The 13,161-nt window shown below is 68.6% G+C and carries 4 protein-coding genes; 1 reads left to right on the top strand and 3 read right to left on the bottom strand.

All coding sequences use genetic code 11. The annotated features are described in order from the left end of the window. From ABDV69_RS13890 to ABDV69_RS13880, 3 genes are all read right to left on the bottom strand, one after another. On the bottom strand, positions 1-1,329 hold the full coding sequence (locus ABDV69_RS13890) for a dipeptidase (protein ID WP_343575280.1): 1,329 nt from the start codon (positions 1,327-1,329) through the stop codon (positions 1-3). A 94-nt stretch (positions 1,330-1,423) separates the two neighbouring features. After that, entirely contained in the window at positions 1,424-1,816 is a 393-nt protein-coding gene (locus ABDV69_RS13885) for a holo-ACP synthase (RefSeq protein ID WP_343575277.1), read from the bottom strand. Positions 1,817-1,891: 75 nt separating this feature from the next. After that, positions 1,892-11,143 carry a fatty acid synthase subunit beta domain-containing protein gene (locus ABDV69_RS13880; protein WP_343575275.1) on the bottom strand — a complete coding sequence of 3,084 codons (9,252 nt, stop codon included), beginning with the start codon at positions 11,141-11,143 and terminating at the stop codon, positions 1,892-1,894. A 570-nt stretch (positions 11,144-11,713) separates the two neighbouring features. Between ABDV69_RS13880 and ABDV69_RS13875 the strand changes: the two genes are divergently transcribed. Further along, positions 11,714-13,161: serine/threonine-protein kinase (locus tag ABDV69_RS13875; protein WP_343575274.1), on the top strand; the 1,448-nt coding region annotated here is incomplete at its 3' end.

Below are 13,161 nucleotides of genomic sequence, written 5' to 3'. Positions count from 1 at the left end.
CTAGACCGCCAGATTTGCCAGCAGCAGCGCCTCGGCGGTCGCCGCTCGCTCCAGCACACCCAGATGCAGGCTCTCGTTGGTGCTGTGCGCCTGCGTCGCGGGGTCCTCGACCCCGGTCACCAGGATCGCCGCCTTCGGGAACGCCGCGGCGAACTCGGCGATGAACGGAATCGAACCGCCCATGCCCATGTCGACCGGCTCGCTCCCCCAGGCCCGCCGGAACGCGGCCCTGGCCGCGTCGTACACCGGCCCGGACGCGTCGATGACGTACGGCTGCCCGATGTCGCCGGGCGTCACCGTCACGTGGGCACCCCACGGCGCGTGCTGCTCCAGATGCGTTCTCAAAGCGTCAAGGTGCGCTGCCGCGTCACCGCCGGGAGCGACCCGCATGCTCACCTTGGCCCTGGCACGCGGGATCAACGTATTCGACGAGGCTGCAATGGAAGTCGTGTCGATGCCGATCACCGTGATCGCCGGTTTGGCCCACATGCGTTGCGGCACCGACCCGGAGCCGATCTCGCTCACCCCGGCCAGCAAACCCGATTCCGCGCGAACCCGGTCGGCGGGATAATCGACTGCCGCCGCGGTGCTTTCGGGTAGCCCGGCGACCGCGACATTGCCGTCGTCGTCATGCATGGTCGCCAGTAGGCGCGCAAGCACCATCACCGCGTCGGGCACCACACCACCCCACAGGCCGGAGTGCAGGCCGTGGTCGAGGGTGGCCACCTCGACCACACAGTCGGCCAGCCCGCGCAGCGACACCGTCAGCGCCGGCACCTCAGTGCTCCAATTGTCCGAATCGGCGATGACGATCACGTCGGCTTTAAGGGCCTCACGATGGGCGGCCAGCAGACGACCCAACGTCGGCGATCCCGACTCCTCCTCGCCTTCGACGAACACCGTCACCCCGACCGGCGGTTTGCCGTCGTGCGCCCGAAACGCAGCCAAATGTGTTCCGATACCGGCCTTGTCGTCGGCGCTGCCGCGCCCGTAGAGTCGCCCGTCGCGTTCGGTCGGCTCGAACGGCGGCGACGCCCACTGCGAAGGGTCGCCTTCGGGCTGCACGTCGTGGTGGGCGTAGAGCAGCACGGTCGGCGCGCCGGGCGGCGCGGGGTGCCGCGCGATGACGGCGGGCGCACCACCTTCGCTGACGATCTGCACATCACCGAAACCGGCTTGCGACAACAGGTCTGCGGTGGCCTGCGCGCTCCGGTGCACCTGGTCGCGGCGGGCCGGGTCGGCCCACACCGACTGGATGCGGATCAGGTTTTCCAAATCGTCGCGCACCGACGGTAACAACTCGCGGACGCGTTCGACCAGATCGCTCATGGCCTCGAGGCTAGTGGTTGCTTGCTCAGCCGAAATCGACGGCAGCGCGAAGAACCGCGCGAGCGACGCACGCCGGCGTCGATCTCGACGCCAGCTAGGGCAGCTCGAGGATGGCGACTGCCGCAGCGGTGCCGGCCTCATGAGTCAGCGACACGTGGATCGTCACGTCTTTCAGGTGCGTGGCAATGTCGCCGGTCAGCCGTACCCGCGGCCGCCCCCACATGTCGGTGACCACTTCGATGTCGCGGTGGATGTCCTCGCGCAGCACCGGCCGCTGCGAGAACCGGGAGCCGGACCAGGCCTTGATCACCGCCTCCTTGGCTGCCCACCGGGCTGCCAGGTGGCGTGCCGCCGACGAACTCTTGTCCGAGGCGTCGCGCCGCTCACCTGGTGTGAACGTTTCGGCGAACATGGTTCCGGGCTGGTCGACCTGCTCGGCGAACTCAGTGATGGAGACAAGGTCTATCCCCACTCCGACGATGCTCATCGGCGCCGCTCCTCCTCATTGGCCCCGCTCCTGCGGGGCACAGTCCGGCCGCCGACGCGGCTCATTGGGAGAAACCTAGCGGTACACGTCGTCGGCGCCCAACCGTGCATGGGCGTCGAGCAACATCGCCGCTTCCTGTCGCTTCTCGGACACCTCGTGGTCGAAGCGACGGTCGGCGGGCCGCTCGTACATCGGCCGGCCGCCGGCGATCGCCGACGCCAGGCGGCGCTGACCGGCGAGCAGTCGGGCGTCGGCCCGTGACCGGTACTCCGCGCGCTGTTCGGCGTCCAGAGTCGCCAGGAAGGCCTCCGGGTGCACCAACGCGACCAGACCCGACACGTGACCGAACCCGAGGCTGGTCACCAAACCGGCCTTCAACGGGAATTTGCCCCCGAGCCGCAGGGTTTCGCGGACCCAGACGAAGTGCGCGGAGCCGGCGAGTTCGTCGTCGACACAGTCCAGGCTGCGGTTCGGCGGGATCACGCCGTCGCGCAGGATCTGGCACAGACCCATCATCTGGAAGACCGCCGCGCCACCCTTGGCGTGCCCGGTGAGGCTCTTCTGCGACACGATGAACAGCGGTGCCCCGTCGGACCGGCCCATCGAATCAGCCAGCCGCTCATGCAATTCGGTCTCATTGGGGTCGTTGGCCAGCGTCGAGGTGTCGTGCTTGGAGATCACCGCGACGTCGTCGGCGCCGACGCCCAGCTTGGCCAGCGCCCGGGCCAGCGGCGAGTCCTTGCCACCACGGCCGGCACCGAGCGCGCCCAGGCCGGGGGCCGGGATCGAGGTGTGCACGCCGTCGGCGAACGACTGCGCGTAGCCCACCACCGCCAGCACCGGCAGGCCCATCTTGACCGCGAGGTCGCCGCGGGCCAACAGGATCGTCCCGCCGCCCTGGGCCTCCAGGAAGCCGAGCCGGCGCCGGTCATTGGGCCGGGAGAACTTCGCGTCGCTGATGCCCCTGCCGCGCATCATCGAGGTGTCGGCAGTCGCCGCCATGTCACCGAAGCCGATGATGGCCTCCAGCGTCAGGTCGTCGAACCCACCGGCGACCACCAATTCGGCCTTGCCGAGGCGGATCTTGTCCATACCCTCCTCGACCGACACCGCTGCGGTGGCGCACGCGCCGACCGGGTGGACCATCGCGCCGTAGCTACCCACATAGGACTGAATCACATGGGCGGCAACGACGTTCGGCAAGACTTCCTGCAGGATGTCGTTCGGCTTGTTCCGGCCCAGCAGGTTGCCGTGATACATGGTCTGCATCGACGTCATACCGCCCATACCGGTGCCCTGGGTGCTGGCCACCAGCCCCGGGTGCACCCAGCGCATCAGCTCGGTCGGGGTGAAGCCCGACGACAGGAACGCGTCGACGGTCGCGACGATGTTCCACAGCGCCACCCGGTCGACCGAGCTGGCCATGTCCTGGCTGATGCCGAATACCGTCGGGTCGAACCCGGTCGGGATCTGCGCGCCGACGGTCCGCGACAGCTTGGTCTTGCGTGGCACGCGAATCTCGGTGCCCGCCTTACGCGTAACTTCCCAGTCGCTGGAACCCGGAACCGGTCGGACCACCGTGTGCTCGGCGTCAAACTGGGCGAACCCGCGGGCGTCGGCCTCCGAAGAGACGACAAACGTGAAATCCTTGTCCAAAAAGACGCTCACCATGAGCGGCGATGCGTGGTCGGGGTCGATCGCGCCGTCGTCGACGAACTCGCGGATGCCCACCCGCTCGACCACGACGTCGTGGTAGCGCTCGACCAACTCGGCCTCGTCGACCAGGTCACCGGACGCGGTGTCGTACCAGCCCGGGGTCGGGTCGTCCTCCCACTTGATCAAGCCAGTGGTCCAGGCCAATTCGAGAACGCCGGCGGCCGACAGCTCGTTGTCGACCTCCATCTCGAAGCGGGTCCGCGACGAGCCGTAGGGGCCGAGTTCGGCGCCGCCGACGATGACCACCAACTCCGACGGGTCGAGGTCGAGCCGGTCCCACACCGGCGGCGGGGCCGGGCTGAAGCCACGCGGCGGTGACGGCAGCGCGGCGATAGTGCCTTCGCTAGCCGCATCCTCATCGACTGCCACTTCGGAGGTCATCTCCTCGCGGGCCTTCGCGGCCAACTCGGCCATGTCGATCTCGACGTCGCCGAGACCGCCGGTGAAGTCGACGTTGATCGGCGCGATCGCCGCGGCCGCCCTGGACTCGATATTGCACAGGCCGAGCAGCATGTCGGCCATCTCGTCGGTGGAATACGTTGTCACACCAGCTTCTTCGACCGCGCTGACGATCGCGTCGTTGTGGCCCATCAGGCCGGTGCCGCGGGTCCAACCGATCAACGCGTGCGCCAGGCTGACGCGCCGCGCCCATGACGACTCGGCTCCCCAACGGGTGACCACGGCGTCCAGCGCCGACTTGGCTTCACCGTAGGCGCCGTCGCCGCCGAACATGCCGCGGTTGGGCGAGCCCGGCAGCACCACGTGCAGCCGCGAGGCGATGTCGCGTTCCGCGCCGATCTTGGACAAGCCGCCGATCAGTCGCTGCACCGCCCACAGCAGCACCTTCATTTCCATCTCCGAGCGCGCACCGGCCTCGGACAGATCACCCGCCACCCGCGGCGCCGCAAACGGGAACAGCAACGTCGGGACTTTGGCGTCCTTGATGTGAATCGACTGCGGCCCAAGGCTTTCGGACTGTTCGTTACCAACCCACTCGGCGAGCGCGTCGATGTCGGAGTAGGACGCCATGTTGGCCGCCACCACCCACAACGAGGCACCGAAGCGGGCGTGGTCACGGTAGAGGTTCCGGTAGAACGCCAGTCGCTCGTCGTCGAGCTTGGACGTGGTGGCGATGACGGTGGCACCGCCGTCGAGCAGCTTGCCAACCACCGACGCGGCGATCGAGCCCTTCGACGCGCCGGTCACCACGGCCACCTCGGCGTGGAACGGACCGGGTTCCGGATTTTCTGAGCCGGCCGCGATCCGCCCGTACAGCGACGCGTGGATCTGACGTCCGGCCGCCAAAGCCCTGCCCTGCCACCAGGTCGCCTGCGTCGCGACCACGTGGCCGGCACCCTCGAAGCGCTCCGACAGTCGCGCCCAGTCCGCGTCGGCTTCGTCCTCGTCGACCAGCCACAGCTTGACCAGGTCCTCGCGGGCGCTGGCCCACCAGTCGTCGAATACGACGGCCTTCTTGCCGTCGAACACCGGCGCCACCAATCGCGGCCAGTCGGAGCCGAGTTCGGTTGTCACCAAGTCGATCAGCTCGGCGTCGGTGGCGGCCGGCGGTACACTGACCTTCTCGTCGAGGCCGAGCTGACCCAGTACCAGGCGCGCCGCCGAGGCGAGCACGCCGTCGCGGCCGGTGATCTGCTCGGTGAACTCGCTCAGCGCGGCGGCGTCGACGGTGGCACCGCCGCCACCACCGCTGGACGGCAGCGCGACCGCGATGCCCCGGCGGGCCGCCACGGACGTGACAGCGGCGTCGATTACGCTGTCCACCGCGGCGGCATCCGCCAGCGCACCTTCGTGCAGGTTGCCCAGCGGGCCGCCACGGACGCTGGTGCCTTCACGAGTCCCGAGTGCCACCTCGACGGTGACGTGCTTGACCCAGCCTTCGCCGAGTTCCCAGGTCTTGGTGACCCGCTCGGCGATCGCGGCGGGACGCTTGCCGGACGGCCCGAGGATCGTCCGCAGCTGATCGTTGATCGCGTCGGAAAGCACTGGCCCGTAGGGCTTGTAGGTACGGGCCAACTTGGTCACCTGCGCCCGCAGCCCGGCCAGGTCGGCCTCGGCCGCGCCGTCGATGGCACCCAGGTTGAGCTCCGAACCGAGGTCGACCAGCAACTGGTTGCGCCGCGACGAGGCACCGTCGGTGATGGACTCGATGGAGTCCAGCTCCTCGATCTGGTCGATGCGCATCTTGGCCGACAGCGCGATCAGCGCCAGCGTGGCGTCGGCGGCGTCGAAGCCGATGTCGTCGGGGCGTGGAGCACCCGACGGAGCTGCGGCGGGCGCCGCAGCGACGGCGGGGGCGACATCAGGGCTAGGCGCGCCTTCCGACGCGACAGCGTCGGACGCCGAAGCCTCCCCGAGCACATCCTCCGGCTCGGGGTCGGTGTCGGTGGCGAACAGCACCGCGGCGTCGCGCTCGACGTTGAGCACTTCCACTGTGCTGTGGGCGTATTCGGCCAGCTTCAGGGTGTTGGTGGCCAGCCCGGCCACGGTCGGCGCCGACTTCACGCCGATCTCGACGAACCGCTCCACACCGAGACCGCCGGCGGCCTCTTCGGTGAACAGCAGGTCCTGGGTTTCGATCCAACGCACCGGGCTGGCGAACTGCCAGGCCAGTAGCTCGATGATGACCGTGCGCGCCAGGTCGAACGGACGCTCGCTGCGCCAATAGTCGTAGTTTTCCAGGATCTCGTCGAGCGGCTCGGCCGGCACCAGATCCCGGATCTCCTGGATGAAGTCGCGGTCCAGGCTGAACGGCCGCGGCACCAGGTTCGGGATGTAGCGACCGATGATCACCTTGGGGTCCTTGCCCCGCGGCATCGCCCGCTCCAGCGAGCGACGGAACTCGGCGACGCCAACCCGCAGCACCTGAGAGTGGAACGGCACATCGATACCCGGCACCAGAATGAATGACCGCTTGCCACCAGAGATTTCGCGACGACGCTCGACCTCGGCCTCGAGCTCTTCCAGACCGCGGACCGTGCCGGCGATCGCGTACTGCGAGCCGCGCAGGTTGAAGTTGACGATCTGCAGGAATTCTCCGCTGCGCTGTGAGACCTCCTCGACGAAGGCCGGCACGTCGGCGTCGTCGAGATCGATCTGCGACGGGCGGATCGCGGCCAGCCGGTAGTTGGACCGACCTAACTCGTCGCGCGGCACGATGTCGTGCATGTTCGAACCGCGCTGGAACACCGTCTCCAGCAACGCTTCCAGGCCGTAGACGTCACTGACACAGGCCAGCGCCGTGTACTCACCGACGGAATGACCGCAGGCGATCGCATCCTCGACGAACGCGCCCTGCTCGCGCATCTCGGCAACCTGGGCAGCGGCCACGGTCGCCATCGCCACCTGAGTGAACTGCGTCAGATACAGCACGCCCTCGGGGTGTTGGTAGTGCACGCCGCTGGCGATCAGGCTGGTCGGGTTGTCCCGCACCACATGCAGGATCGAGAAGCCCAGGGTCTGGCGGGTGTAGGAGTCCGCGTCGTCCCACACTTTGCGGGCGGCCTTGGAGCGGGCGCGGACATCCATACCCATGCCCTTGTGCTGAATGCCCTGGCCCGGGAACGCGTAGACCGTCTTGGGCGAGGCCAGCCGCGCCGTCGCCGACATCACCAGGTCCGACCCGACGCGGGCAGCGACTTCCAAAACCTCAGCGCCCCGGTCGATTCCGACCCGATCGACGCGGAAGGCCACCTCGTCACCGGGACGGACCATACCCAAGAACCGGGCCGTCCAGCCGATCAGCCGGGCCGGCGGCCGGGCCTGTCCGTCGGTCGCGGTGACGACGTGCTGCGCAGCGGCCGATAACCACATACCGTGCACGATCGGCTGCCCCTCGCCATCCGGCCCTGCCAGACCGGCCAGCAGGGCGGCCGCCCGGTCGGTGTGAATCGGGTTGTGGTCACCGGACACCACCGCGAACGGCCGCATGTCGACCGGCGCGGTGAGCGTGACGTCGCGGCGGCGACGCCGCGGGGTGTCGGTGGCGTTCTCGGACACCGCGCCACCGGCCCGCAGCGGGTCGGTCAGCTCGGCGGGTCCGGTGCGGCCGCGGATCGCGAACCGCTCCGCCATGGTGGCGAGCACAGTGCGGTCGGCGTCGGTGACGGTCACCGAGATCGGGACAACGCGGCCGACTTCGGTGTCGATGGCGACCGAAGCGGTTGCGTTGACCGTCAATTCGGCCGGAACCTTCGGCAACGTGGCGACCAGGTGCGCGGCGTGATCGAGATGCACCAGGCTCAGCAAGCCTTCGACGACCGGGACACCGGCACCGGTGACCGCGGATCCGATGGCCGCGAAGACCGCCGGCCAGCAGCGGCCGACCAGAGCGTCGGGCACGGTGGACAGGGTCGGTGCCAGCGGCTCGCCGAAGATCGCGGTGACGCCGGTGTGGTCGGCGACCCGTTCGGGGTCCCAGTGCACGGTCACGGTCGCGGTGCCGTTGTGCACCCGAGGCAGGGTCTCGGGGCTGTCGGCGCCGGCGGCGATCGCCAGCACCGAACGCATGGCCTCGATCGCGTCCTTGGTGCGGATCACCGGAATCGCGCCATCCATTGTGCTGGGGGGCAAGCTGAATCGCATGTCGATCCACCTACCGGAGATCGGCACACTGAGGACGACCTGGTCGTCCTCGATCTGCAGGCGTGCCCCGGTCGACGAGTGCGTCGCCCGTGGCTCGTCAGGTCCGCTGAAATCACCGTGCACCTGCCAGTCGGCCGGGTCGGCGATCCGGTGCACCGGGTTGGTGGCAACACGACCGGCCCACAACACATCTGGGGCATCCAGCACGGTGGCCAGTGGCCCGCGCACGTCGATGCGACCCTGCCGGCGCGCGGTGACCGGGATCGGTGTTGCACCGGCGGCGATCACGTCGTCGATCGCGGCCTGCTCGAAGCGGTCCAGCAGATCGCCGACCGGCTCGTCGAGCCGGGTGATGCCGGCGACGGCTGCGGTGCCGGGGATGATGCAGACCTGTTCGGCGTCGTAGCGGGCGTCGTGGGCCTGCCACAGCGAATCGCTGCGCCACCAACGGCGTACGTCTTTGTCGATCACCGGCACGAAGTTCACCGGCTTGCCCGGCGTCTTGCACCGCGTGACGAAGAACGGCACGTCGGCCGGGTGCAGTTGCACGGTCTCGGCGTCCGGGTAACGCGCGACCAGCGCGGCGATCGCCTGGTCAGGACGCTCGAGCAGATCGGGGTCGGCGAACAGGGTGTGGATCGGACCGGAGTCCTGCGGGTGCAGCCGCGCCTCGGCGCGGTGCAGCATCGCCCCGAACCGCTCGCGCCAGGTGTCGGCCAGCCAGGGGCTGCCGGGTGCGGCGGTGTCTGCGGTGCTGTCGCCGTCGCCGATCGCCAGCTCGACGTAGCGCTGCAGCCACTGCAGGTAGGTCATCTCGCCGACGTCGCCGAAGTACGGCTTGGCGGTGTTGGCCATCGCGGCGATGATCTCGTCGCGCCGCGCGACGACCGCGTCGCCGTCACCGGCGACCTCGTCGAGCAGCCGGCCGCAACGAGAGGCGGTGTTGTCGATCTCGTGGATGTCGGCGCCGAGCTGGCTGCGCCCAGATGCCATGCCGCCCTGGGCTTTTCCGGCGCCTACCCACTGGTCGGTGCCACCGGTGTCGACCAGCATCTGCTTGACCGACGGCGATGTGGTGGCCTCCAGGGTGGCCATCGCGGCGGTGCCGACCAGGATGCCGTCGACCGGCATCGGCGGGAATCCGTAGGCCTGGGCCCAGCGGCCGGACAGGTACTCGGCCGCCCGCTCGGGTGTGCCGATGCCGCCGCCGACGCAGACCGTGATGTTGGGCCGCGCGCGCAGTTCGGAGTAGGTGGCCAGCAGCAGGTCGTCGAGGTCTTCCCAGGAGTGGTGGCCGCCGGCGCGTCCGCCCTCGATGTGCACGATGACCGGTTTGGTCGGCACTTCGGTGGCGATACGGATGACCGAGCGGATCTGCTCGACGGTGCCCGGCTTGAACACCACGTGCGAGATGCCGATCTCGTTGAGCTCTTCGATCAGCTCGACGGCCTCTTCCAGTTCGGGGATGCCGGCGCTGACGACCAGGCCGTCGATGGCCGCCCCGGACTGGCGGGCCTTCTGCACCAGGCGTTTTCCGCCGACCTGCAGCTTCCACAGGTACGGGTCGAGGTACAGCGCGTTGAACTGGTAAGTACGGCCGGGTTCGAGCAGCCCGGCCAGCTGCTCGATGCGGTCGTTGAAGATCGGTTCGGTGACCTGCCCGCCGCCGGCCAGCTCGGCCCAGTGCCCGGCGTTGGCCGCGGCGGCGACGATCGTGGCGTCGACGGTGGTCGGGGTCATCCCCGCCAGCAGGATCGGCGACCGACCGGTGAGCCGGGTGAACTTCGTCGAGAGCTTGATCCGCCCGTCGGGCAGGGAGACCACCGACGGCGCGTAGCTCGACCACGGCCGGGCCACCTCCGGAACCGCTCCGACCGTGAACAGGTTGCGCTGGCCGCCACGGGTCGCCGCCGGCACAATGCCGACCCCCAGTCCGCGGATGACCGGTGCGGTGAGCCGGGTCAAGATGTCGCCGGGGCCCAGGTCGAGAATCCAGCGGGCGCCGGCCTCGTGGACTCCGATCACGTCGTCGACCCAATCGACAGGCCGGACCAGGATCGCCTCGGCCATCGCGCGAGACAGCTCGACGTCGATGCCGACCTTCTCGGCCCAGTCGCCGACGATGTCGATGCTGTCGACGAGCCTCGGCGTGTGGAAGCCCACCTCGACCTGGACCGTGTCGAAGACCGGCGCGAACACCTCGCCGCCGCGGATCTTGTTCTTGCGGTCGGATTCTTCCTTCTCCGAGATCTGCGTGCAGTACAGCTCGAAGCGGGACAGCTGTTCGGGGGTGCCGGTGATGACGACCGAGCGCCGGCCGTTGCGGATCGACAGGACCGGCGGCAATACGGTGCGGACGTCCTGGGAGAAGTCTTCGAGTAGCTGGTAGATCCGCTCGGTGTCGGCGCCGGAGACCGACACCATCGGCGAGCGATCGCCGAGCACGGAGATACCGCGCCGACGGGCCACCAGCGTGCCGGCCGCGCCGATCAGTTGTGCCATCGCCAGCAGCTCGACGTCGCGCGCTCCCGCGGCCTTCAGAGCCTCGACGGCGAGAATGCCCTGCGAGTGCCCGACGACGGCCACCGGCGGGGTGGCCAGCAAGTCCATGCCCTGGCGGGCCAGCGTGCGGATGGCGGCGATCTGGGTGAGCAGGACGCCCGGCAGTGATACCGCCGCCGAGGTCAGGTGCTTTACGGACGGAACCGGGTCTTCGGCGGCCAGCGCGCGCACCCAGCGCAGCGGCTCGAAGCCGATCGGACGCACGACGACAAGCTCGTTGGCCACCGGCTCGAGCAACAGGTCCACCTCGCCGGCCAGGGTCGCCAGTTCGGATTCGATCCCGGACGACGAGACCAGTTCTTCCAGCGTCTCCAGCCAGGCACCGCCCTGGCCGCCGAACGCAACCGCGTAGGCCTCGCCGGCCGTCAGACGATCGACGAGCGCATGAGTATCTGAGGAGACTCCGTCGCGGTCAGCGGACACTCGATGGTGCTCATAGATCGTCACGTGTGCATCTCCCTCGATTGCGCTGTTCTGCTCACAGGCAGAGCCACGCTGTCCGTCAATCCCGTCAATCCCGATCGGGCCCCCGGTCCAACCCGGCGCGACTCAGCCGACCCGGCTCCCGGCGGGTCGCGCCAAATGGGCATCATCGGCTGCACTAAGAGTGTCATAAGAAATCTGGGAGTTTCCGGCCCATTTCGGTTACTGGTGAGTACTACGCGCGAGTAACGGTGGGCTGGGTAACAGTCCGCTCAGCGGGCGCTCACAGCGCCCGGACCAAACCTGCTGCGTGCGGGCGGTTACGGTTGAGTAGCTATAACTGCGCAGATCAAGGCAGTATTGTTACCTAATCGTTATCTGGATAAGCTGCGCCGTACCGGGCTGCTCGGCCCGACGCCGACGAGACTGCGCGGCGCGACCGTGACGAATCCGGCCGATCACGCGCCGACATTCGACGGCGCCGGTGCACACGGGCCACACTGGCCTGCCGGCTTGGGGGCGCACTCACTGGGACATTCTCTGCCCGGCCCCCGCATCCCCGGGCTTTGCGCCGCCGGTCTGTACCATTTTCCCATGCCGCTGGTTATCGGAGCGACGGTCGCTGGATTCAACATCGTTCGGCCGCTCGGGTACGAAGAGTTCGGTGAGCTCTACGTTGCCGAGCACCCGCGACTCCCCCGCCAGCAAGTGCTCCACCTGATTCCGGCCGAGATCTCAGTCGACCTGGACTACCGAGTCCGGTTCAACCAGGAGTCCGACCTGGCGGCGGCACTCTGGCATCCGAATATCGTCGGGCTCACCGACCGCGGCGAGTTCGAAGACCAGCTGTGGATCTGCACGGAGTACATCGAAGGGTCGGATTCGGCCGAGTTCCTGGGCGACGGCCATCTCGACGGCATGCCGCCGCGGATGGTGATCGAGATCGTCTCCGCGATCGCAGACGCCCTGGACTACGCACACGACCGCGGCGTGCTGCACCGCTACGTCAATCCCGGCCGCATGCTGGTCAACAAGTCGACAACGGACCGACGACGAATTGCGTTGACCGGCTTCGGTGTAGCGCGACCAGAAGGCGCGCACAACACGCTGACCCGCGCAGGCATGTTCATCGGAACCGCTGGCTACACCGCACCCGAACAGCTGATGGGCGAGGAACTCGACGGCAGAGTCGACCAATACTCGTTGGCGGCCAGCGCTTTCCATCTGCTGACCGGTGCACCGCCGTTCGCCCACTTCAATCCGTCCGTGGTGGTCAACCGGCAACTCAACGATCGACCGCCCCGGCCGAGCGAGATCCGGCCCGACCTGACGCACTTCGACGCGATCTTCGCCCGCGCACTCGCACCGGATCCAGTCGACCGATTCCGGCGATGTCGGGACTTCACCAAGGCGCTCGAATCGACCGGTGGCACACGCTCCCACATCCGCGCCACCTCGGAGGTTCGGGCGGCGTCCATCTTCCACGAGGCGACCGCCAACGGCGACACCAAAGCGACGGCATTCGTCGAAACGCCGAAGGTCGTGGAGCCGGCACCGACTGAGGCCGCGCCCGGCGCCAACCGCCACGCGCTCGCGGCCACCCCAGATGTGATGCCGCACGACGACGTCGACGATCACGATGTCACCACGGCGGTCGCGCAACCGGTAACCGGCGAGTACGACGATGAGGGCGAATCCGCCGAGGCCGGCAAACGCCTGCGCCTCTCGGCGGCGATCGGCGGCGTCATTGCGGTCGTCCTGATCGCCTGGTTCGTCGGCGTCAAGGCGGTGCGCTCGGCGTCGAAGAGCGACGACACCCCGGCCAATGTCGAGACCACGTCCGCGGAGCCGACCACGTCGGCGCCAGCCGTCATCGCCCCACCTCCCCCGCCAGTGGCTACCCCATCACGCGTCGTCACCACCGTGGCACCGACGACGACCGTGGTGCAGACGACCAAGGCCGCACCGACCACCACGCCGAGGGCTGAAACGACGGTGCCGAAGAGCGCGGCGCCAAAGACGACCACCAAGCCGACGACCAC

The sequence above is a fragment of the Mycobacterium sp. genome (assembly GCF_039583785.1).
Classification (GTDB): domain Bacteria; phylum Actinomycetota; class Actinomycetes; order Mycobacteriales; family Mycobacteriaceae; genus Mycobacterium.
This window is presented reverse-complemented; position numbering and strand designations above follow the sequence as displayed.